General features: G+C 43.8%; 16 protein-coding genes and 2 tRNA genes. 1 reads left to right on the forward strand and 17 read right to left on the reverse strand.

What is annotated here, in order from left to right; translation table 11 throughout:
• Positions 1-97: 97 nt before the first annotated feature.
• The 5 genes from ileS to xseA all read right to left on the reverse strand — a co-directional run bounded on the left by ileS (position 98) and on the right by xseA (position 7,005).
• Positions 98-3,508: a mupirocin-resistant isoleucine--tRNA ligase gene (ileS, locus tag NYP69_RS03180; RefSeq protein WP_415680730.1), complete on the reverse strand. Its 3,411-nt coding sequence runs from the start codon at positions 3,506-3,508 to the stop codon at positions 98-100.
• 288 nt (positions 3,509-3,796) lie between these two features.
• Positions 3,797-4,882, reverse strand: a complete 1,086-nt coding sequence (locus NYP69_RS03185) for an Abi family protein (protein WP_473410777.1) — start codon at positions 4,880-4,882, stop codon at positions 3,797-3,799.
• Between the two features lie 179 nt (positions 4,883-5,061).
• Positions 5,062-5,134, reverse strand: a tRNA-Arg gene (locus NYP69_RS03190).
• A gap of 117 nt (positions 5,135-5,251) precedes the next feature.
• Positions 5,252-5,560, reverse strand: a complete 309-nt coding sequence (locus tag NYP69_RS03195; RefSeq protein ID WP_473410584.1) for an exodeoxyribonuclease VII small subunit — start codon at positions 5,558-5,560, stop codon at positions 5,252-5,254.
• Positions 5,561-5,643: 83 nt separating this feature from the next.
• On the reverse strand, positions 5,644-7,005 hold the full coding sequence (xseA, locus tag NYP69_RS03200) for an exodeoxyribonuclease VII large subunit (protein WP_473412918.1): 1,362 nt from the start codon (positions 7,003-7,005) through the stop codon (positions 5,644-5,646).
• Between the two features lie 144 nt (positions 7,006-7,149).
• On the opposite strand from xseA, the gene NYP69_RS03205 reads away from it, so the two are divergent.
• A tRNA-Lys gene (locus tag NYP69_RS03205) sits at positions 7,150-7,223 on the forward strand.
• 373 nt (positions 7,224-7,596) lie between these two features.
• On the opposite strand, the gene tuf is transcribed toward NYP69_RS03205, so the two are convergent.
• The 12 genes from tuf to NYP69_RS03265 form a co-directional block, all read right to left on the reverse strand.
• Positions 7,597-8,796, reverse strand: coding sequence for an elongation factor Tu (gene tuf / locus NYP69_RS03210; RefSeq protein WP_065189551.1), 1,200 nt, complete (start codon positions 8,794-8,796; stop codon positions 7,597-7,599).
• Between the two features lie 170 nt (positions 8,797-8,966).
• A complete protein-coding gene (gene fusA, locus NYP69_RS03215; protein WP_004130136.1) occupies positions 8,967-11,096 on the reverse strand; it encodes an elongation factor G in 2,130 nt (709 codons plus the stop codon).
• Between the two features lie 42 nt (positions 11,097-11,138).
• Entirely contained in the window at positions 11,139-11,609 is a 471-nt protein-coding gene (rpsG, locus tag NYP69_RS03220; RefSeq protein WP_004127577.1) for a 30S ribosomal protein S7, read from the reverse strand.
• Between the two features lie 3 nt (positions 11,610-11,612).
• Entirely contained in the window at positions 11,613-11,984 is a 372-nt protein-coding gene (gene rpsL, locus NYP69_RS03225) for a 30S ribosomal protein S12 (RefSeq protein ID WP_003813881.1), read from the reverse strand.
• Between the two features lie 285 nt (positions 11,985-12,269).
• Complete coding sequence (locus NYP69_RS03230) at positions 12,270-13,436, reverse strand: cell division protein FtsQ/DivIB (RefSeq protein WP_473410778.1); 1,167 nt, start codon at positions 13,434-13,436, stop codon at positions 12,270-12,272.
• A gap of 116 nt (positions 13,437-13,552) precedes the next feature.
• The gene (gene murC / locus NYP69_RS03235; RefSeq protein ID WP_473410586.1) at positions 13,553-15,061 is read right to left on the reverse strand and encodes a UDP-N-acetylmuramate--L-alanine ligase; all 1,509 of its coding nucleotides are present in this window, start codon (positions 15,059-15,061) and stop codon (positions 13,553-13,555) included.
• 2 nt (positions 15,062-15,063) lie between these two features.
• Positions 15,064-16,272: a UDP-N-acetylglucosamine--N-acetylmuramyl-(pentapeptide) pyrophosphoryl-undecaprenol N-acetylglucosamine transferase gene (locus tag NYP69_RS03240; protein ID WP_032843026.1), complete on the reverse strand. Its 1,209-nt coding sequence runs from the start codon at positions 16,270-16,272 to the stop codon at positions 15,064-15,066.
• Positions 16,273-16,477: 205 nt separating this feature from the next.
• Positions 16,478-17,821: an FtsW/RodA/SpoVE family cell cycle protein gene (locus tag NYP69_RS03245; protein WP_473410587.1), complete on the reverse strand. Its 1,344-nt coding sequence runs from the start codon at positions 17,819-17,821 to the stop codon at positions 16,478-16,480.
• Positions 17,814-19,382: a UDP-N-acetylmuramoyl-L-alanine--D-glutamate ligase gene (murD, locus tag NYP69_RS03250; protein WP_473410588.1), complete on the reverse strand. Its 1,569-nt coding sequence runs from the start codon at positions 19,380-19,382 to the stop codon at positions 17,814-17,816. The genes NYP69_RS03245 and murD overlap by 8 nt, the downstream gene beginning before the upstream one ends.
• Before the next feature lie 9 nt (positions 19,383-19,391).
• Positions 19,392-20,495, reverse strand: a complete 1,104-nt coding sequence (gene mraY, locus NYP69_RS03255; RefSeq protein WP_018619883.1) for a phospho-N-acetylmuramoyl-pentapeptide-transferase — start codon at positions 20,493-20,495, stop codon at positions 19,392-19,394.
• On the reverse strand, positions 20,492-22,354 hold the full coding sequence (locus tag NYP69_RS03260) for a UDP-N-acetylmuramoyl-tripeptide--D-alanyl-D-alanine ligase (protein ID WP_115761769.1): 1,863 nt from the start codon (positions 22,352-22,354) through the stop codon (positions 20,492-20,494). Before NYP69_RS03260 ends, mraY begins: the two co-directional genes overlap by 4 nt.
• A 23-nt stretch (positions 22,355-22,377) precedes the next feature.
• Complete coding sequence (locus NYP69_RS03265) at positions 22,378-23,568, reverse strand: UDP-N-acetylmuramyl peptide synthase (protein WP_115761768.1); 1,191 nt, start codon at positions 23,566-23,568, stop codon at positions 22,378-22,380.
• Positions 23,569-23,590: the final 22 nt, after the last annotated feature.

The raw sequence follows: 23,590 nt of genomic DNA on the forward strand, positions 1-23,590 counted from the left end.
TCGGAGTGTCGCATTGCTCAAACAAAACGTGCCGACGTATGAATCATACACGGCACGTTTTTTGTTTAGTTAGCTAAAATTTACGTAAGGCTTTAAACTACGCACGCTTAAGACTTACGCTAAGCTCGGTTGCGCTAGAATCAGCCTCTGTAACTTCAAAGCTTGTAGCCAAAGTCTCTTCCGCAATCAAATCACGGAACTGCTCAACTTTAGCAACATCCGAAGCAGGCACGCTCAAAGTCAAAGAGATTCGGTCGCTAATATCTAAACCTTTCTCCTTACGAGCATCTTGAACAGCGCGAATAGCATCGCGAGCATAACCTTCCGCAAGCAAATCGCTAGTCAAAGCAGTGTCAAGCATAACGAAACCGCCAGTTGGCATTGCAGCAGAAGCCGTATTTGCAGCCGCTTTAGCATCCGAAGACTCAACGCGATTCACAAGCTCATATTCGCCCTCAACAAGCGCAACTTCGCCGTTTGGAGTGTTAACAACAGGAGCGCCAGACTCGTCAACACGCCAATCGCCACTCTTAGAAGACTTAATAGCAAACTGCACTTGCTTACCCAAACGAGGACCAGCTGCGCGCGCATTCACCTTAAGCTCGTGAACAATCTTCAAACCATGGCTGCCAGCATCTTCCAAAGTGCAGAATGTAACATTCTTCACATTAAGCTCGCGCTCAAGCACCTGCTCATAAGGCTCTACAGCATCAGTATTTTCTGCAACAACCGTCAAATTTGCCAACGGCTGGCGCACACGCAACTGCTCCGCCTTACGCAACGAAAGCGTAGAAGACACGACCTCGCGAACCTTATCCATAGCAGCAACCAAAGCATCGTCGTGCGCAAGAACCGCTCCAAGCTCAGTCACTTCGCCAGCCTTAGGATTTGGCTCACCATCCGAAAGAGTCTCAGGCTCAACCAAATAAGGCCAATCAGCCAAATGCACGGATTCGCCGCCAGTAAGACCACGCCACACAGCCTCTGCCTCCATAGGAGCAAGAGGAGAAATCGTGCGCATGAACACTTCAAGAACAGTGTAAAGCGTGTTAAAAGCAGTCTCGTCTTCATTCCAGAAGCGGTCACGGCTGCCGCGAATATACCAATTTGTAAGCACGTCAATAAAATCGCTGACGGATGCGCAAGCATCGCTAATCGCAAACTCGTTCAAGCACTTTTCTACGCGCTCAACAAGCAAACGCGTGCGAGCAAGCAAGTAGCGATCCATGTTGCAAAGGCCTGCAACCTCGTCCGCGCGAAGCCTGCGAGCATCGTAGCCCTTGCCACCGTTTGCAGCATTCGCATACAAAGTGAAGAAGTAGTAAGAGCTCCAAACTGGAAGCATAACCTGACGAACAGTATCTCTAATGCCGTCTGCAGTCACAATCAAATTGCCACCACGCAAAATTGGCGAAGACATAAGGAACCAGCGCATAGCATCCGAGCCATACTCGTTGAAAACGCCATTAACATCTGGGTAATTGCGCAAATGCTTACTCATCTTCTGGCCGTCGGAACCAAGCACAATGCCGTGGCAAATCACGTTCTTAAAAGCTGGTCGGTCGAATAGAGCTGTAGCCATAATGTGAAGCGTGTAGAACCATCCACGAGTCTGGCCAATATATTCAACGATGTAATCGCATGGGAAGTGCTCTTCGAAGAAGTCCTTATTTTCAAACGGATAATGGAACTGTGCAAAAGGCATAGAACCAGACTCAAACCAGCAATCGAGAACATCCGTAATACGATGCATTTGAGACTTTCCAGTAGGATCGTCTGGGTTTGGTCGAGTAAGGCGATCGATATACGGGCGATGCATATTCACATTGCCATCGTCGTCGCGAGGATAGTCGCCAAAATCAGCCTTAAGCTCATCCAACGAGCCGTAAACGTCTACGCGAGGATACTTTGGATCATCGCTCACCCACACTGGAATTGGCGAGCCCCAGAAGCGATTACGGCTAATCGACCAATCGCGAGCGTTAGAAAGCCACTTACCGAACTGGCCGTCTTTAACGTTTCCAGGAATCCAATTAATCTGTTGATTAAGCTCAAGCAAACGCTTCTTAATCTTTGTAACAGACACAAACCAGCTAGAAACAGGCTTATAAATAAGCGGAGTTGCGCAACGCCAGCAATGAGGATAGCTGTGCACGTAGCTTTTTTCTTGGAATAGCAACGCGCGCTGGTCTTCTGGCATTTGAGCAAGCGGGCCGTCTCCTGCACGCAAGTTGCGCAAAATTGGCAAATTCGCGTCGAAAACGTACAAGCCTTCGTAATCTGGGCAGTCGCTTGTAAACTTGCAGCCTGCGTCGAGCACGTCAACGCTGCGAATTTCGTGCGCGTTAAGCGTGTTCATATCGTCCTCGCCGTAAGGAGCCTGGTGAACAAGACCAGTACCTTCTGCAGTGTCAACATAATCTGCTGTGAAAATCGTAAAAGCGTTAGGACCAGGAGTGCCACCCTCAGCGAGCGCAGAATCGCTTGCAAAGTATGGGAACACTGGGTAGTAGCGCCAGCCAGCCATCTCAGCGCCCTTAAGTTCGCGCACAACTTCGTAATTTTCGCCAAGTTCCTTAGTGTAGGAACCAAGCAAAGGCTTACCAATGTAGAACTTTTTGCCAGCAAACTTGCCTTCAGTTGGACGAACTTCCACGTAGTCGATGTCTGCGCCGACTACGATTGCAAAGTTTGTTGGAACTGTCCAAGGAGTGGTTGTCCAGAATACTGCGTAAGCGTCGTCTTCGTCGCGAAGCTTAACGGCCACAGAAACAGTGGTATCCTGGCGATTCTGGTACACATCAGCATCCATGCGAAGCTCGTGCGCACTAAGTGGAGTCTGGTCCTTTGGGCAGTACGGAAGCACGCGGTAACCCTTATAAGCCAATCCCTTATCGTAAAGCTGCTTAAATGCCCACATTACGGATTCCATGTATGGAATGTTCAGAGTTTTGTAGCCGCGCTCAAAATCAACCCAGCGAGCCTGACGATGCACGTAATTTTGCCACTCGTTTGTGTACTTCAAAACGCTGGCGCGGCAAGCATCGTTGAACTTTGCGATGCCCATTTTTTCGATTTGATCAACAGACTCGATGCCGAGTTCCTTCTGCGCTTCCAACTCTGCAGGAAGACCGTGAGTATCCCAGCCAAAAACGCGGTTTACTTTGCGACCGCGCATAGTCTGATAACGCGGAACCACGTCTTTTGCGTAGCCTGTGAGCAAGTGGCCATAGTGAGGAAGACCGTTTGCAAATGGAGGGCCATCAAAGAACACGAACTCGTTTTGGCTACCCTTGCCAGACGGGCGATATTCGATTGACTTGCGGAAAGTGTTATTTGCATCCCAGTATTGAAGAACGGACTCTTCAAGCTTTGGGAAGGAAGGATTTGGTGCAACTTGCGCGGCGGCGTTTTCTTGCGCTGATGCTGAAACACTTACCTTTGGGTATACGTTATTTGCGCATGACTTTTCGGACGCGTTTGCTGCTGGATTAGTGGATTCGCTCACTGTGCTCTCCTCGCTCAACAGGGTGAATATTTCCCTGCGAGGACGACAGTTATTGCCGCGGTACCACCTCGCTTGCTGCAAAATGCTTATGCAACGTTTGCAGCCTCTCGTGTTTGGCTATACGGGCCAACCCCGTCGGTTCTAATAAGCGAGGACCTTACGAATCCTCGCCGTTCTTCCGAAAACTCCCCGCCGATAACGGATCATCGCTTAAGTTAGAAACAATCTAACACTATCCCCTAACATTGGGAAGGATTTCGCGACTCGCGAATAATTTTCATGACATTTTCATGACATATTATCCAAAAATGCTTTAGCTTCATTAGCATTGCTAAAAACAATGCCGTCTTCAGAAATTTTGCCATCTATAATTTGATTAGCGTGATTCATGGCTTTAAGAGTTGCTTCGTTGGGAACAGACAAGTTACTATTCAAGGTAATATTTTCTTTAATTTTATTTTTCCAATCATAAAATTCATTAATACTAGACATTCCAATGCATTCAATAACATTTTTGGAACAACTTGGCACTTCAACGCAAAGCGCACTTAGTAATTTCTCAATCTTCTCTAAAAACTCTAGATAATAGTTAGTGTCTAAGAATAAGTCGAAATCTTTAATAAGCTGAAAAACTGTTGCATTGAAACTATGTGGTCTAGCACAATACAAACGTTCATCATGCGCACAAATATTTCTGAACTCTTTAATTCTTCTATAAGTAGAATCAATTTTTATTGACGTAATATCTTTTTGAGAACAGTGTGAAGAATTATAAAGTTCAGTATATTCCCTAGCAACCAAACCTCTCATGCATCTAGTTTGAACTTTGTAAAACCAGAATATCTGTCCGAAAGTTAGGTCATTAGATAAAACCCATAATGGAACCTGACCATCGTGATTATTGATACAATGCCGTATGTATTCTTTCCCTAGATTTAATTTTTTATTATTTGACGTATTATTTTCTATAATTCGATTAAATGCTCTAACTAAACCGCGCGATTCCTTTGGATCTTCATAATTAGCTTCATTAAGGTAAGCATTGACTTCATTATCGTGAATCTGGCTAAAACAATATGAACATGATGACCTTAACAATGCTTCTGTTCTAGTTGTAGCCGCAAAAATAATACCACGAAGTTCGCGATCAAATTTAAAAAGATAATAAATGTGTTCAAACTTTGTTCCTTGAACATATTTATTCGAATTTTTTGATTCAAGAAATGGATTTTTATACCCATTCACAACGCTATAGTAACCTTCTCTTTCAAGTATTTCCATAGCTTTAAGCTCATCAGAAAACACTACTCCTCTAGACTTAAGCAATTTTATTTGTTGCTTGATAGTAGTAAAAGGCTTATAAATCACCATCATTCCCACCAAATCCCCCGCCATTAGATGCACGAAGAGCCAATCAATCACTTGATTGGCTCTTCGCGAACCAGACACAGCCTGGCTTCACCACGTATCTATTCTACAAAAGAAACTAATATTTGTCAAAAAATAAACAAACTATATATAGCACACAACTAAATATAGCTATACACAAAAAGTGCCCCGAATCAGAATCGAACTGACGACACCCACTTTAGGAGAGTGGTGCTCTATCCACTGAGCTACCGAGGCAGTTTAGTTGATTGCAGCGCGCAACACGCAAAACGAAACATGCGCACGCTTCTTGCAAAGCAACAAATGGCAATTATACACCATGGCGTGGTTTACGCGCTATAACGCGCTCAAGATTCACGATTCAAGATTCGACTGTGTTCCAGCCGTCGCAGCTGTAGCTGACTGCTCTACCTGAGCCGCATCAAGCTTAGCGCGAACCGATGCAAGTAAGCCCTGCGCACGCTTTGCTAGCGCTTCTCCAAGTTCCCATTGATGCATAGACTGATCTAAAGTCAAACCGCCAGCCTCAAGAGCTTTAACAGCTTGCACAAGCTTTTCGCGCGCTTCTTCGTAAGGCATTGCGTTAATCGCAGCTCGCTCTTCGCTGCTAAGCGTGCTAATCGCGTCAGCTTTTGCACTTGCGTCTTTTATTTCGTCACTCATAATCATCCTTTTCTAATATTTTATTTAAGATTTTTATTTAAGATTTTGCGTTTTTAGTTTTATAATTTTATAACTTTATAACTTTACGACTTTTCTACAGAAGTAACATTAGCTGTAATCAAGCCACTTTTAAGAGTAACTGTTATATCATCGCCAGTTTTTACACGACTAGAATCGTCAAGTACTTTCCCGCCGCTAATTTGCACAACCGCGTAACCGCGATTAAGCGTTGATTGCGGACTGAGAGCCGTAATACTGGCATGCGCCTTTTCAACAGTCAAACTAGCGTCGTCCAGAAGCCGCACCAAACCATGCCTCATGCGTTCAACCGCCTGCTGCACAAACAACTCATGCGGCTCCAGCATAGTGGTTGGCTGAGTAATACTTGGCCTATTTGCGTATCCCTCAATAAGCTGAATCTCGTTGCTAACTCGCGCAGAAATCCTCATGCGCGCGTGTTGCAAAGCGTTATCAATCAACTGCCATTGCTCGTTAACATCTGGAACAACGCGCTTTGCTGCATCTGTAGGCGTAGAAGCTCGCATATCTGCCGCCAAATCAATAAGCGTCCAATCATCTTCGTGACCAATCGCAGAAACAATCGGAGTTACGCAAGCAGCCGTAGCGCGAACCACGCCTTCGTCCGAAAATCCAATCAAATCCTCAAAGCTGCCGCCACCGCGCGCAACAATAATCACATCAACCTCTGGGTCTGCGTCTAACTGCTTAATGGCCGCAATTACGTCTGATGGACATTGCACACCCTGAACATGCGCGTGAACCACCTTAAAACGCGTTACAGGCCAGCGCAAATTGACGTTTGTAATAACATCTCCCTCGGCTCGAGCTTGAGGCGCACACACCAGTCCAATGCACTTTGGAAACTCGGGCAGCGGCACCTTATTTTCCGCGTCGAACAAGCCTTCGCCTTTAAGCTTTTTGCGCAACTCATCTATTTGCGCTTTTAAGTCGCCAGCACCAACACGCCTAATTTCGTCGGCAACAAAGCTCAATCGTGTTGCTTTTACCCAAATATCTGCCTTGCCGTGAACAACTACCCTATCGCCTTGATGCAAATCTTTAGCTTGCTGAACAAACTTACTAAAGCCCATTATGGAGATTGAAACGTCTTCATTGCTGTCTCTAAGCGTTATGTAGCCAGATGTAGACCTTCGCATGTTGATTTCAACAATCTGACCTTCTACCCAAGCCGCAGGCCACTTTTCTACAGCACCATGGAACTTTTGGCTTATAACACTTACTGGCCAAGGATTTTCAGCACTTGTTTCACTTGCGCGTAAAGGTAGCGTGCGCTGTGTAGTACTGCTTTGGCTGTCGTAAACATTTTGACTAGCATTATTCTGGCTAACTTCATTTTGATTAACGTTGTTATTTTTAGAATCGCCAGAATCGTGGTTAAAAAGCGTCATATTTAGCAAAGGCATATACCAAGTTTCTTTTAGAAGATGGACAACAAGAGTTTAAAAGATTCGCAACAAGCACCTAAAGCACACAAAACACGACACGCCGTAACTTGCAAATAAAGCGATTCTGAGTATAGTTATTACTCGGCTCAAGAAAACGCCAACGCCCCTTTAGCTCAGTTGGCTAGAGCAGCTGACTCTTAATCAGCGTGTCCAGGGTTCGAATCCCTGAGGGGGCACAAACAAAACCCAAGCTTTGCGGCTTGGGTTTTTTCGTATTTATATTTTTAATTACACAAATATGATTCATATATGATTTCTTCCTGTATTCCAACAAAAATCTGAATATTAGAGGCGCTTTCTTCATTTGCACAATAACGCTTAAAACACAAAAGTAAACATTTTGCGATGATTATAAAAAGATAAAAATTCAAAGAACACAAAACTACACACAAAACTACACACAAAACTACACACAAAACGACACACAAAACGACACACAACGAGCTATGTGCAATTCTTCAATAGAAAATACAAAAGACCCCACGAGTTTCCTCATGGGGTCTTTTCTAAGCCTTAGCTAATATCTTCAGATTAGAAAATCAGAAAATACTAGGCAAGAATCTTGGTCACACGACCAGAACCAACGGTACGGCCACCTTCACGAACTGCAAAGGTCAAGCCCTCTTCCATTGCGATAGCCTGGATCAACTCAACAGTGAAGGTTGCGTGATCGCCTGGCTGAACCATTTCGATGCCGTCTGGCAAGGTGATAACGCCAGTAACATCGGTGGTACGGAAGTAGAACTGTGGACGGTAGTTGGAGAAGAATGGCGAGTGACGGCCACCTTCGTCCTTGGTCAAGACGTAAACTTCGCCTTCGAACTTGGTGTGTGGAGTCACAGAACCTGGAGCAGCCACAACCTGACCACGCTCAACATCGGTACGGTTGATACCACGGAGAAGAAGACCAGTGTTATCGCCAGCCTCGGCCTCATCCATCTGCTTGTGGAAGGTCTCGATAGAGGTGACGGTGGTGGTCTGGGTATCGCGCAAACCAACAATCTCAACTGGGGTGTTGATTGGGAGCTTACCACGCTCAACACGACCGGTGACAACGGTACCACGACCGGAGATGGTGAACACATCTTCGATTGGCATCAAGAATGGCTTGTCAAGATCGTGAGTTGGGGTTGGGATGTACTCGTCAACAGCCTTCATGAGTTCCTTGACGGTCTCTACCCACTTGTCGTGGTCTGGAGCGTCATCATGCAAAGCGCCGTAAGCGGAAGTACGGATGACTGGGCAATCGCGATCGAAGCCGTTTTCTTCGAGGAGGTCACGAACCTCTTCTTCAACGAGGTCGATAAGCTCTTCGTCGTCAACCATATCGCACTTGTTCAAAGCAACAAGAATTTTTGGAACGCCGACCTGCTTAGCAAGCAAGACGTGTTCACGGGTCTGAGCCATTGGGCCGTCGGTAGCAGCAACCACGAGGATTGCGCCATCCATCTGAGCAGCACCAGTGATCATGTTCTTAACGTAATCAGCGTGGCCTGGGGCGTCCACGTGAGCATAGTGGCGTGCATCCGTCTGATACTCGATGTGGGCGATGTTAATGGTAATGCCGCGCTCCTTCTCTTCTGGAGCAGCATCGATCTGATCGAAGTCATACTGAGGGTTCAGATCTGGATATTCGCCATGAAGCACCTTAGAAATAGCCGCGGTCAAGGTAGTCTTACCGTGATCAACGTGACCAATGGTACCAATGTTAACATGCGGCTTAGTACGCTCGTACTTTTCCTTTGCCATGTGTTTGTCCTCCTGGACGTCTCGTAGTTTGCTTCACAATCTTATGTGAAGCCTCTAGCTACATATTTACTGGGTTTCTGGGTTAGGTGCCACTTCGGTGCCAGAACCCAGTCAACGTACGAAATTTTAGCGTTGACTAGGGACACAAAACACCGAAGTAGCGTGCGCTTTTACTCGCCGCGCTGGGCTTTAATAATCTCGTCCGAAACGGCCTTTGGAACTTCCGCGTAAGAGTCCATTTGCATGGTGAACATTGCACGTCCCTGAGTCTTGGAACGAAGATCACCAATGTAACCGAACATCTCACTCAGTGGAACCTTAGCGTCAATAACCTTAACGCCAGTAGCGTCGGTCATAGACTGAATATTTCCACGACGGGAGTTCAAATCGCCCATAACGTCGCCCATGTACTCTTCTGGAGTACGAACTTCCACAGCCATAATTGGCTCGAGGATTACTGGGTGAGCCTTAGGAGCAGCTTCCTTGAAGCACATGGAACCTGCAATCTTGAAGGCCATTTCCGAAGAATCAACGTCGTGAGTCTGACCGTCGGTAACGGTTGCCTTAACGCCAACCACTGGGAAGCCTGCCAAAACGCCAGATTCCATAGCTTCCTGCACACCTGCGTCGATGGAAGGAATGAATTCCTTAGTAATGTGGCCACCAGTGACCTCGTTAACAAACTGATAGACTTCGCCAGATTCTGGATCGATTGGCTCGAAGTTCATCAAAACCTTTGCGAACTGACCAGAACCACCGGTCTGCTTCTTGTGGGTGTATTCCTGGTTCATAACAGCCTTGCGAATGGTTTCGCGATAAGCAACCTGTGGCTTACCAACATTCGCTTCAACCTTGAACTCGCGGCGCATACGATCCACAATAATGTCGAGCTGAAGCTCGCCCATACCAGAAATCAAAGTCTGACCAGATTCTTCGTCGGTCTTAACCTGGAAGGTAGGATCTTCGTCGGAAAGCTTAGCCAAAGCCAAGCTCATCTTTTCCTGATCTGCCTTCGTCTTTGGCTCCACAGCAACCTCGATAACAGGATCTGGGAATGTCATGGATTCCAAGGAAATTGGGCTCTTTTCGTCGCACAAGGTGTCACCCGTGCTAACGTTCTTCAAACCAACGAAGGTGTAAATGTTTCCAGCTTCTGCAGAATCTACAGGATTTTCCTTATCTGCGTGCATCTGGAAGATCTTACCAACGCGTTCCTTCTTGGACTTAGTGGAATCGTACACGGAGTCGCCTGGCTTAACTTCGCCAGAGTACACGCGCACGAACACAAGCTTGCCGTAGAACGGATGAGTGGAAATCTTAAAGACCAATGCAGCAAATGGATCTGTATTTACTGGCTTACGATCAATCTCAACGGATTCGTCGCTTGGATCAAAGCCCTTAATAGATGGAACATCTTCTGGGCTTGGAAGGAAGTCAACAACAGCATCCAGCATTGGCTGAACGCCCTTATCCTTAAATGCAGAACCGCAAGTTACTGGGAAGGCTTCGCGAGCAATAGTAAGCTTGCGAATACCCATGCGAATCTCTTCTTCGGAAAGCTCTCCCGATTCAAGATACTTCTCAAGCAACTCTTCGTCGGCTTCTGCAACCTGATCCATAAGCTCGGCACGATATTCTTCTGCACGCTCTTGCAAGTCGGCAGGAATGTCAACGGTGTCGTAATGAGCACCCATATCGTCCTTAACGTCATTCCAAACGTAAGCCTTCATACGAATCAAGTCAACAACACCAAGGAAGTCGTTTTCAGCGCCGATTGGAAGCTGAATAACGAGTGGCTTAGCGCCAAGCTTTTCCTTAATTGTCTTAACAGAATAGTAGAAGTCTGCGCCCAACTTATCCATCTTGTTGATGAAGCAAATACGTGGAACGCTATACTTATCTGCCTGACGCCAAACGGTTTCAGACTGAGGCTCCACGCCTTCCTTACCGTCGAACACTGCAACAGCACCGTCGAGAACACGCAAAGAACGCTCTACCTCGGCGGTAAAGTCAACGTGTCCTGGTGTATCGATGATGTTGATTTGATAGCGGTCATCTGTGTCATGGGTTTGACGCTGCCAGAAGCAAGTGGTTGCAGCAGACTGAATAGTAATACCGCGTTCCTGCTCCTGCGCCATAAAGTCCATGGTAGAAGCGCCATCGTGAGTTTCACCAATCTTGTAATTCTTACCAGTGTAGTAAAGAATACGCTCGGTGGTAGTAGTCTTACCAGCATCGATGTGCGCCATGATGCCGATGTTACGAACCATATTAAGGTCGTTAAGCACATCTTGTGCCATATTATTATCCTTAGCTCTTTAAGATACCGATTATCTTGTGGATTACCAGCGATAGTGAGCAAAAGCCTTGTTTGCTTCTGCCATCTTGTGGGTATCCTCGCGGCGCTTTACAGAAGCACCCAAGCCATTGGAGGCATCGAGAATTTCGTTAGCCAAACGCTCAGCCATAGTCTTCTCACGACGAACGCGAGAGAAGTCGGTAAGCCAGCGCAACGACAAGGTGTTTGCACGAGCAGGCTTAACTTCGACTGGAACCTGGTAGGTTGCGCCACCAACGCGGCGGGAACGAACCTCGAGGCTTGGACGAATGTTATCGAGAGCGCGCTTCAAAACAGAAACTGGCTCCTGCTCGGTCTTTGCCTTCACCTGCTCAAGAGCGGTGTAGACGATGTTTTCTGCGATGGACTTCTTGCCATCGAGAAGAATTTTGTTAATCAACTGAGCCACGACGGTCGAGCCGTAGATTGGATCAGGAAGCAGCTGATGCTTTTTTGCAGGTCCTTTACGTGACATGTTTTACTTCGCCTTCTTTGCTCCATACAGGGAACGACCCTGCTTGCGGTCCTTAACACCCTGGGTATCGAGAGCGCCACGCACGATGTGGTAACGCACACCTGGGAGATCCTTCACACGGCCACCGCGCACAAGCACAATGGAGTGCTCCTGCAAGTTGTGACCTTCGCCTGGAATATAGGCGGTTACTTCAATACCCGAGCTGAGGCGCACACGAGCAACCTTACGAAGCGCAGAGTTTGGCTTCTTAGGAGTGGTTGTGTACACACGAGTGCACACGCCACGACGCAACGGGCTACCTTTCAAGGCCAAAGTCTTTGACTTCTTAGGCTTGGCCTGACGTCCCTTACGGACGAGTTGTTCAATCGTAGGCAACTTAAGTTCTCCGATTCATTAATGTCTTCTATTTGGTGAAACCGCAGCACTGCAGCACACCTTAAACCTGAATCGGTTAAAGAGAAAAGCCACAGTCCACCGGCCCGATGGCCCTTGCGCCTCCAGACGCACATTACTGCGCGCTATCTTTGGCACTTGGGATATCCCAACCAGCACGCCTATTACATAAGGCACGCCGTTGGCACACACAAAGTACTATTATACACATTTGCTTGACAATTAAAAACCATTTAAGCAACTATGCACTGGAGCTACTCAAGCAAACTACTTAAGAATCGGCCTTGCAGGAGCAGAAACATCCAAAAGCTGACGATTGCCGATTTTACTTGGATCGCTAATAATCGTTTCCACAATCGCCTTTTTAAGCTCCAAATCCGAAGAATCGCCCCAAACAACAATCCTATGAACTTCTCCGCTTGGGCCAGGGTAAGAAACTTCTGTTTCAACAGAATCCTGCGTTTTTGCACTAACACGGATAACGTGAGACCTAAAATCTTGAGAAAGCGAGCTTACAATTTTCAACGCTTCCTTAACAGCCCTGCTGTTTAGACTTTTACTAACGTCGCTAACTTCTATAACTGGTATTCCGCTCGTAGAAACGTTTTGAACAGCGTTTAAGACTCTACCCTTAACATCTACAGCAGTAAGTTTTTCGCCATCTTTTGCTTTAAGCATTGCAGCAGGTTTTTGCGCACGAACAGTTATTTGCAAACCGTGCGGGAATTGCTTTACAACCTTTGTTTCTGTTACGCCAGGTATGTTGTTTAATTGCTCAATTATTTGCTGAGAAGAAACCAAAAACAGCGACTTATCTACTTGATTAGACGCAATTGACGCGATTTTCTGTTCGCTCACCCATTCGTTAGATCCAAAAATGTGTATATTTTTAGAATCAAGACGGAAGAATGGAGATAAAAATAGCATCCAGCAAAGCAAAGCGATTAACGCAAACGCAAGAAAAGCGTAGGCAAATCGCAGCAAAATGGTACGTATTTTAGCAAAATTCTTTTCTTTTTCGCGAGCGCTAAAATCTATTACTTTAGGTCTAGATGTAATTCCAAGAGGACCAGAACTAGACTTTAACGTTTGCTTTACAAAATCAACTACGGAAAGTCTTCTTGCATCTACAAAAGCATTTTTAGAAGATTGATTTTCTAACGAGCTACTCGTAGTCGCTTTTTTGCTATTAGATAAATCACTTTTAGCTAATCTTGTAGAATCTTGTGAGTTTAGATTGGATTGAATTGACCTTCTATGCGCATCAAGATTAGTAGACTTAGAAAAATTAGAAGACTTAGGGAAATTATCAGTCGTAGCAAAAGTGGATGTAATAGACCTAGTATGCTTAATAGAGCTAGCAGATTCATTAGGATTATTAGGCTCATTGGATTCATCATTGCTGGAAGACTTGCCAAAAATCATTCGACCCATAGCTATCACTCACCTACTTCCACTTGCATCTATACGCGACTTTATTTGCGACTTTATTTGCGACTTTACAGATTGCTTATTATCGCTTGTTTGCCGACTATTATTGCCCATTTAGCTTATTGCTTTAAGCGTAACTCTTCTAGCATAACAGACGTCATAGTGGTAATGCTTCCAGCACCAACCGTAAAAAGTACATCTCCACTATTAGCTCGGCGAGCAAGAAGCAAAGCACCATCCTTCATGTCTTCTACAGCTTCAATATTGCAATTAAGCGCACATTCTTTAGCTGCGTTAACAATAGTCGAAGCGTGAATATTTGGAAAATCTTCCTGCTTTTCTCGAGCTGGGAAAATGCCTGTTACGATTACGTCATCTGCAAGAGATAAAGCAGAAGCAAATTCGCGCGCAAAAGAGCGCGTTCTAGAAAACAGATGTGGCTGGAAAAGCACGCGAATCGTAGAATCTGGATACCTTCTTCTTGCAGCGCGCAAAAGAGCGTCGATTTCTGTAGGATGATGCGCGTAATCGTCTACAACCGTTACTCCGCCAACGCATCCGCGAATGTCAAATCTTCTAGAAGCACCAAGGAAGCTCGAAGCTCCATCTGCTGCATCTTTAGGATTCATGCCCAAAAGTGTTGCTGCAATAATCGCAGCACACGCGTTTCTAGCATTATGTAAGCCTGGAATCATAAGATTAACGCTTATAGAATCGCCGTTAAAGTCAATAGCAAACGACTCACTGCCACTACCCGTCTGTTCGCTTTCGTGATTAATAAACGCAAACTTTACAAGGCTTTTTACTCTATTACTTAAGCAAGAAACACTATTCTTACTACTTGCGTAGGCGATTGTTTTTTTAAGAGAATCATCGCTTAAATCCTCTAAAACAGCGCGAGCGCCATCATCATCTGCACAAATCACAACAAATCCTAGAGCATGGCTTAAATGCTCAACAAACGCTGCGCGATAATTTTGCGCATTTCCATAATGGTCTAGGTGGTCCGCTTCTACGTTTGTAACAATTGCAATATATGGATTGTATTTTTCAAAGCTGCCGTCTGATTCGTCCGCCTCCGCAACCATAACACTTCCGCAACCAGCATGACCTCCGTCAACTTCGCCGCCGCCCTGCGCTTGAATCGAACCGCCAATCGCATAACTCGGGTCTGCTAAATCGCCTTTACCACAAACTTTCAAAATATGAGCCAAAAGAGAGCTTGTTGTAGTCTTACCATGCGCTCCCGCAACAGTCACACCTTTTTTAGAGCTTAAAAGTAAAGATAAAATGTCACTTCTGTGAACAAGTTTTACGCCATTTTGCGCAGCCGCCACTACTTCTGGATTATTTGGCTTAATCGCGCTAGAGTACACAAGAATATCTGCATTTTTTACATGGCTTGCACTTTGACCAATTTGCACATTTATGCCGAGTTCTTCTAAGCGACTTGTGTGGTCGCTTTCTTTACTATCGCATCCGCTTACACTAACGCCTTCTTCGTGCAACATCTCTGCTAAAACGCTCATTCCAGCGCCGCCAATGCCAATAAAATGCACAGAACCTAAAGAATTTACAGTTTGATCTTTACTAAAAGCAGCACAAATAGGATTCATATTAATTTCCATGATTATTTTTTGCTTTCTTTTGCAATCTTAAGAATATGCTCTGCCATTACTCTTGCAGCATTACGAATGCCGTATTTCCAAGCCTTTTCGCGCATCTTGCAAAGCTCGTCTGGGTTATTAAGCAATTTCAACACGTTTGCGCGAATCCAATCATCGCTAAAATCGCAATCGTTTACAATAATCGCCCCCCCTGCGTTTGCAACAGGTTGTGCGTTAAATCGCTGCTCACCGTTTCCAATTGGAAGCGGCACGTAGATTGCAGGAACGCCAATCGCAGAAACTTCTGCAACAGTTCCAGCGCCCGATCGGCAAATAACCAAGTCCGCGCAAGCAAAAGCCCAATCAATTCGCTCTAAATATTCACAAATATGGTAATCACCAAGGCCTGCATGCTCTGGCTTAATGTCGTTTATTTGATTAAGACCAGCCGAACGCTCAACATTATCTTTAACTTCTTTAGATTTTCCGCTACCTGTAAGATGAATGATTTGCGCGCATTTTAGTAAATCGCCAGCAGCAATAGAAACAGCTTCATTAATGCTTTTAGCACCCAAAGACCCGCCAGTTACAAGAATAATCGGCCTGCTAGGGTCTAGTCCAAGATTTTTAGCGCCTTCAAATCTAGCTAAATCAATGTCTTGAGTAATCTTTGCGCATAAATCGGATATGGATTTTCTAAGAGGAAGACCAACTCTTATAGCTTTGCTATTCGACGCCGCCTTTGCGACTAAACCAGTGCCATCGTAAACGCACCCAATCATGCTTGCCCAACGCGCGCCAAGCTTATTTGCCATTCCAGCGCGCGCATTTTGCTCATGAATCACAATAGGCAAATGCATTTTATGCGCTTGTGCATAAACTGGAGCAGACGCGTAACCGCCAAATCCAACAACAATATTCGCATGCCTTTGCTCAAGAATCTTAGCAACCTTGCGCGTTTCGCGAATCCACTTAAAAGGAAACTTAAGCATGTACAAATTAGGTTTTCTAGGGAATGGAACTTTTTCAATAACGTCTAATGGCAGACCAGACTTAGGAACTAGCGTTTTTTCTAAACCAGCATTAGTGCCAATAACACTGATTTCTACCGACTCATCTAAATCTTTTAATGCATGCGCTACAGAAAGAAGAGGATTAACGTGACCAGCAGTGCCCCCGCCTGCTAGAACAACATGCAAAGAATTGCTATCTTTATATTGATCTTGCGCCAATTCGCCACCTACAATCTGCTTATTTAATAATCCCAATCAGAAATCCCAATCAGAACTAATCTACTTAAAACTTTAATATATGACTTAACAATTAAATATAAATTAAACAAAATTTTTACGAAAAGCGGATTTTATAATTTTATAATACTTTCCCAATTTTGATTAACACTTGTTTTTGATTAACACTTGTTTATTATTGAGCTGATTAATCACCACTTTGCTGCCGCGATTTTGCACGCTTTAATGACCATTTATTCCCAAATTTTATGTTCGGATTGCTCTTAATAAAACTATCCGCAACACCCATCGCAAGAAGACACATAACAAGAGAAGATCCACCTGCGGAAACAAATGGCATAGGAACGCCCATAACTGGCAAAATCTGAACAACAACCAAAATGTTTATTAGTCCTTGGCCAACAATCCAAGTAGCAATGCTAATAAGAGATATTGAAACAAGCTTATTTGTTGATTGCAAGGCAGAAGTTAGCAAGCACCATCCAATTACAATGTAAAGAAGGATTACGCAAGAAGCAACAATAAAGCCCATCTCTTCGCCAATGATTGCAAAAATAAAATCGTTGTGAGCATACGGCAAATAATTCCACTTTTCTCTAGAATTACCTATGCCAACTCCCATTATTCCACCAGACGCCATTGCGTATTGCGCATGAATCGACTGAAAACAAACGCCTCTAATTGACTTTGCATCGCATCCATGAATCGTAGCAAGAATACGACGCATACGATTTTGGCTAGTTACAACAAGCAATAAAACCGCTGCACAAGCCGTTATAAGGGCCACAACAAGCCATTTTGTAGGGAATCCTCCCACATAAAATGCCACAACAGCAATAAGCAAAATAATAAGAGCTGTACCAAGATCCTTGCCTGCAACAACTAAAAGAACCGAAACACCCAAAGCTGCAACTGTTGGAATATATGCGCGCATAGCAACACGCTTATAAGCCTTTTTTGCAAGAATAAGTGCCATTGGTAGCCAAATGCATATAGCAAGTTTGGTGATTTCTGCTGGTTGCATTGTAAGCGGGCCTATTTTAATCCAGCTAGCATTACCATTAACCTCGTGCCTAATACCTGGAACAAAAGTCAAAAATTGCATAAAAACCGATATTGCGTAAATGGTAATAATCCTGCTTTTATAAAAATCAACAGGAAGATGCGAAAAAATCAAATATCCAGCAAGACCAATAACGCAATAAAACAGTTGGCTCATTCCAGAACCCCAAGGGCCAGCTCCGTAAGTAATCATCGTTACCGACGAGCTTGAAAACACCATAAATAAGCCAAAAACGGTTAATATTACAACAGATATTCTTAGTCCAAAAAGACACCACAATGGGTTAAAAATACTGCGAATACCAACGTATTGCTTAAAAGCCTTTGTATTATCACTAAATGTTTCTTTAACGCCAAAAGCATTATTTGAAGACTCCACTTTACTGCCAAAAATGCCAAAACCGCGTTTTTTAAGCTTTTTAGGGCTTCTAGAACTTGATGAGCTAGCTTTTTTATTGTTCTCATTCATGGCTCTTAACCCATCGCTCAGATTCTTTAGCAAAACGATTGCCACGATCTGCGTAAGAAACAAATTGATCCATAGAAGCGCATGCTGGTGCCAGAAGAACAACATCTCCAGGCTGCGCGTACCTTCCAGCAGCTTGAACAGCTGTAGAAATAACTTTTTGACCCAAAGTAGAATCCGCGCTAAGAACTGGCGAGTTCTCAACCTCTTTAAGAACGCGATCATCTACAGAATCAAAAGATTCGAAACCTTCGCCATTCGCAGAAACTATTGTTACAGGAATACCCTGGCCTTTAGAATTAAGCGCTTCTACAATCGGCTTTTGATCTAGTCCAATAACAACAACAGCCTTAATAATACTACGATTTTGATTAACTAAATCTTCAAAATGACCGCCTTTTGCAAGGCCTCCAGCAATCAAAATTACGGATTTTTTGCCAAAACTAGAAATAGAAGCGGCAGCAGCGTGAGCGTTAGTAGCTTTTGAATCGTCCACAAAACGAATCGAGTGTTCTGGAAGACTATCTTTAGCTTTTAGAGTTGCAACAGTTTGAATCCTATGCCCTCCTGGAGCAAAGTTGCACAATGCTTTAACTGCATTTTCAACGTCTTGTTTTAAGCCAAGAGTTAAAGATAGTGCAGTTAGTGCGTCTGCAAGAAGATGAGGATACACGCTTCCATCTGGCTCGCATAAATGTTTTAGTTCTTTTAGCGCTACTATTTTAACTGGCTCGCCAATTTTTGCGCCAGCAACGCCACTTTTGTCTACAATCCAGCCATTTTCAACGCCTATTTCTCCGCATTTTGGAGCGCTGAGCGTAAAACCGATTTTTTTACAACCATCTTTGACTTGTGCATTTTTTGCTAATTCGCTAACTCGTGAATCTTGAGCATTGTACACAAGCGCTTTTTTAACACCATTAAAAACTTTCGACTTATCTTTTGCATAAGCTCCAATGCCGCCGTGCCAATCCAAATGGTCAGCCGCAATATTAGTAATCGCAGCGCAATCCAACTCTAAGGAATTAGTAAAATGAAGTTGGAAAGAGCTTAATTCAACACATAACGCGTCGTGTTCTTTTTCTAGCGCAGCGTAAGAAACAGACTTGCCAATGTTGCCAACTGCAGGAGCATCTAGACCGCAAGCTGTAAGCATATCGGAAGTCATCTCTGTTGTAGATGTTTTGCCATTCGTTCCCGTAATTCCAATCCATGCAGCTGGAAGACTTGTTTTAAGCGACTTTACGCGCACAAGCCACGCAAGCTCCACTTCGCTGATAACTGGAATATTGCGCTTTTGAGCCTCTAGAATAAAAGGCGTTCTAGGGTTAAAAACTGGCGATGTTACAACGGCATCAATCGCGTTCCAATCGATTTTAGAAAAATCGTGGATTTGTGCTTCCTCTTTGCGTTCGTCTGCGCTAGTCGCATTAGCGCCAACAGTTTTAAGCACTTCCATAGCTCCTATGCCAGAAACACCTAATCCTGCTACAAGAACGTTATGGAACGGGAACTCATTGTGTAAAGAGAACTCCTTGCACAAATCATTTGCAACATTGCTCATATAATCACCCTAAATCAACAATCCAGAACGGCCTGCCCAATCCGCATAGAACGTCATCAATGCAGACAGAACAAACATAAGCTCAATCATCCAAAAACGAACAACAACTTTGCCTTCTGCCCATCCAACAAGCTCAAAATGATGATGAATTGGCGCCATTTTGAACACGCGCTTATGCGTCAACTTAAAGCAACCAACCTGAATCACATCGCTGCAAGTTTCTGCAACAAAAAGTCCGCCTAAAATAACAGCCAAAAACTCTGTGTGAGTAGCAATGGAGAGCGCAGCAAAAAGGCCACCTAAAGCCAAGGAACCAGTGTCTCCCATAAACACTTGAGCAGGATTTGAGTTGTACCACAAGAATCCAAAGCAAGCAACAGCAGCACAAACAGAAATAATTGTTAAATCAAGCGGATCCGATACAGCATAAGAGAATCCAAAATGACCGCCGCCTTTAACGTGGTAGCTTTCCCAAAAAGCAATAAGCGCATATCCTGCAAAAGCAATCATAGAAGATCCAGCAGCAAGCCCGTCTAATCCATCTGTAAGATTTACAGCATTAGACCATGCAGCCATCAAAAAGTTTACCCAAACAATAAAAATTACAATTCCTATTGCTTTGCCAAACATAGAAAAATCAAAGAATGGCTTTTCTATAAAACTCATGCCAGGCTGCGCGCTTGCAATGCCCGACTGAGTTGGAAGCATAAGAGCCAAAAGCGCATAAATGCTTGCAAAAATAATCTGACCGAATAACTTTGCTCGCACAGAAAGGCCAAGATTCTGCTTTTTTCTAACCTTTGCAAAATCATCAACAAAACCTAAAAAGCCCATTGAAAGCATTGCAAAAAGAACAAGAACTGCAGACCAAGAAGGCGTTCTGCCAACAGAAAAATACCTGTATAAAGCAGATGCAGCCCAGCCAACTACAACAGCAAGATTAATAACAACACCGCCCATTGTAGGAGTGCCACGCTTAACTAAATGGGATTGCGGGCCGTCTTGGCGAATGTATTGTCCGTAATTTAATCGGTGTACTAAGCGGATTAAAAGCGGCGTGCCAACAATAGTTACTATTAGCGAAACCACTATTCCCACAATAAGCGCAATCACAGGTTAACCTCCGTATGTTTGTTAAGGCTAGCGTTAAGACTCTTACTAAGTTTAGCCCAGCTTTCAGCCAAAACACTCAGCCCCGAAGCATGAGACCCCTTTAACAACACAACAGTACTAGAATGCTCACCCACAAGACTCCAAACAATATTATTCGCCTCAATACAATCATGCACAAAGTACACGTTGTTTTTAGAATCAACATTGTTATTTTGATACTTATTTACAATGTTATTTCTGTTATTTCTGTTATTTTGCCAATTATCTCTAGCACCTTTAGCTATGCAAGAAGCTAATTCATCTAATTTTTCACTCGTGGAAGATCCAACGGAAATTATTGCGTCAATATTCTTTTGTGCAACATATTTTCCTATAGACTCATGCATGTTATATTCGTCTTTTCCAAGTTCCAACATTGAGCCTAAAACAGCGATTCTAAAAAGTTTAGTGGATGAAGACTTGGCAGAATCGGCAGAATTTGCAGAATCTGCAGAATCGTCGGAGTTAGAAGAGTTAGCGGAATTAGAAGAATCATTTGACTCATAAGAGCATAATCCGTCAATTCCTGCTTTCATAGAGTCTGGATTTGCATTAAATGAATCGTCAATAAGTGTAAACTTTTTATCATCTTTGCAAATAACAGAAATTTGCATGCGATGCGGACTAATATGCGAAACTTTATTCAAAACTAGAGCAATGTTTTTAAGACTCATTCCAAAATATCGTGCAACATTTGATGCAGCAAGAGCATTCATAACATTGTGCGCGCCAGGAAGCGCAAGATGTAGTGTTGCACTATTTTCGCTAGTCGCGATGTTTACACTATCTGCACTATTTTCGCTAGTCGCACTATTTTCGCTTTCGATAATCGTAAATTTTGCACAACCACTTTCGTCTAAAGAAATATCTTGCGCGCGCAATTGATAATTGCCATTATTCGACGCATCAAAATTGCCATTATTATCAACATTTAAGCCAAACCAGCGAACTTTATCTTGATCAGCCAGCTTGCTCATAGACGCAACGCGAAAATCATCTGCATTCAAAATCGCAACACCATGAGGCAAAAGTCCCCTAACAATCTCACTCTTAGCTTGCGCAATTTTTTCTACAGATCCAAATTCGCCCAAATGAGCAACACCAACTTTTAATACAACCGATAAATCAGGAGGCGCAATAGTTGTGAGCATTGCAATTTCTCCAACATGATTTGCACCCATCTCCGCAATAAGGAATCGCGTATTCTCGTTTACACGCAAAGACGTTAATGGCAATCCAATCTCGTTATTAAAAGACCCAACGGGCGCAACTGTATTGCCAAGCGTTGAAAGCAAAGCATTAAGCATATCTTTTGTGGTAGTTTTTCCAACGGAACCAGTTATGCCAATAATACTAAATGGCGTATTTAACGCGCGGCGGCGAACTAAATTATGTTTTGCTAAAAGCCCAAGCGCTTCAACCGAATTTTTAACAACGATTTGAACAATCTTGTTTTGCACACTTTCATCTAGCAAAACAGCATGTTCCACAATCGCAGCTTTGGCTCCAAGTTGAGCTGCTTTTTGAACAAAATCGTGTCCGTCTACTCGCTCGCCCTTTATAGCAATAAATACCGCTCCGCAAGCAACGTTACGCGAATCACTTGTAGCGAAATTAACAATATCGGTGCCTTTTACATAATCGCAAGACGCCGAATCGCAAGATGCAGACGAACCACATAAAAGCTCGCTTGCGTTAACAGCATCTGCTACCTCTTTAATGCTCATAGGCATCATATGAGTGCTATCTTGCGTAAAAACAGTGTCTGTAATTTTATTTTGCTTGCTATTTTGCTTGCTATTTTGCTCTATTGAAAACATTTTCTGCTCTTAAATATTGGTTTCTATTTTAGTTCGTGAGATACTCGCAACGCGCTCTTAATTGTTCCTCTTCTAACACCAGCAGCAAGAACCATTGCGATTGAAAGAGAAAGATGTTTACTAACACTTTTGCCGCCGATTTGATCTGCTAATGCAGCTAACTCATCGGATTCCCTAGAACGCATTACACAATAAGATCTTTCGTGACTTATAAATCCATACCTTTGTTGCAAATTATAAAAACTCATTACAGGGCGCGCAGATTTTACGCTTGATTCGTCAATCTTGGAATCGTTCTTGTAATCAATCTTAGAATCATCTTTTTTATTACTATATATAAGTGATTCCGATGATTCTTTAGACTTAGACTCATGCGAATCTTGCGAATTTTGCGAATCTTCTGAATTAGCATCCACTTTAGATTTGGCTTCTAATGTGCCGCTTGCTTGCGACTTATCTTTTGAATTTGCCAAGCTTGAATCATATGCCAAATCGCCACCACTGTGTTCAATAGCTTGCGAACTGGAATCTGACTTATACAAATCAAGACTTCCTGCCATTGCGAGCGCATTATTGCTTTCAACTCCAAGAACATCAATGTTTACAGATTGCAAAGCGTCTTTTTTAAGAGTTGCAGAATTTAACGCTATAACAACAGCTGCAGCACCATCTTCTACACATACCGACAAATTGTGCTGAATATCCACTATTCCAAGCGGATATTCTAAATCCAGTTCTCGCTGAAGAGAATTAGACCCCGCAGCGCTTATAACACCAATTGGGTTGCCAAGCATATGAAGAAAATCTGCTAAACGTATAACATTTGCGTAGACTTCGTCATCATCATCGCCAGCAACCGCAAAAGTCGCTATAAAAGAAGATGGGTCATTATTAACATCGCAAGCAAGTTTGCCCAAAGTTACTGGATTGTTGGAAGAAACTAAAAGTGGAATACCAACGCTCATCGCTTCGGACCTAAACTCTGGAGTAACCATTGCTGCGTATGCTCCAGCATCTCTAGCAGCTTCCAATTGTCTTTTATCTACACGATTTGCAGGAATAAAAAGACACCCAGGCTTAACATTCCTAACATCACACGCTAAAGACGTAATTGTTATTCCAGAAGCAAAAGATGGTATTACTTCAAAACCGTATTGTTGTGCAGCAAAACCAAGAGTTACTCTTGTTCTAGAAAATTCATCAACAGCATTCATACTCGCACTCGCCCTCGTTCGC

The organism is Gardnerella sp. c17Ua_118, assembly GCF_055804255.1.

Coding starts and splice junctions, on each gene's coding strand:
- murD (WP_473410588.1), bottom strand. CDS start 19,382: ATGAGCAATGTTGCAAATGATTTGTGCAAGGAGTTCTCTTTACACAAT.
- tuf (WP_065189551.1), bottom strand. CDS start 8,796: ATGGCAAAGGAAAAGTACGAGCGTACTAAGCCGCATGTTAACATTGGT.
- NYP69_RS03195 (WP_473410584.1), bottom strand. CDS start 5,560: ATGAGTGACGAAATAAAAGACGCAAGTGCAAAAGCTGACGCGATTAGC.
- rpsG (WP_004127577.1), bottom strand. CDS start 11,609: ATGTCACGTAAAGGACCTGCAAAAAAGCATCAGCTGCTTCCTGATCCA.
- NYP69_RS03185 (WP_473410777.1), bottom strand. CDS start 4,882: ATGATGGTGATTTATAAGCCTTTTACTACTATCAAGCAACAAATAAAA.
- fusA (WP_004130136.1), bottom strand. CDS start 11,096: ATGGCACAAGATGTGCTTAACGACCTTAATATGGTTCGTAACATCGGC.
- NYP69_RS03230 (WP_473410778.1), bottom strand. CDS start 13,436: ATGGGTCGAATGATTTTTGGCAAGTCTTCCAGCAATGATGAATCCAAT.
- NYP69_RS03265 (WP_115761768.1), bottom strand. CDS start 23,568: ATGAATGCTGTTGATGAATTTTCTAGAACAAGAGTAACTCTTGGTTTT.
- xseA (WP_473412918.1), bottom strand. CDS start 7,005: ATGCCTTTGCTAAATATGACGCTTTTTAACCACGATTCTGGCGATTCT.
- NYP69_RS03245 (WP_473410587.1), bottom strand. CDS start 17,821: ATGAATGAGAACAATAAAAAAGCTAGCTCATCAAGTTCTAGAAGCCCT.
- murC (WP_473410586.1), bottom strand. CDS start 15,061: ATGGAAATTAATATGAATCCTATTTGTGCTGCTTTTAGTAAAGATCAA.
- NYP69_RS03260 (WP_115761769.1), bottom strand. CDS start 22,354: ATGTTTTCAATAGAGCAAAATAGCAAGCAAAATAGCAAGCAAAATAAA.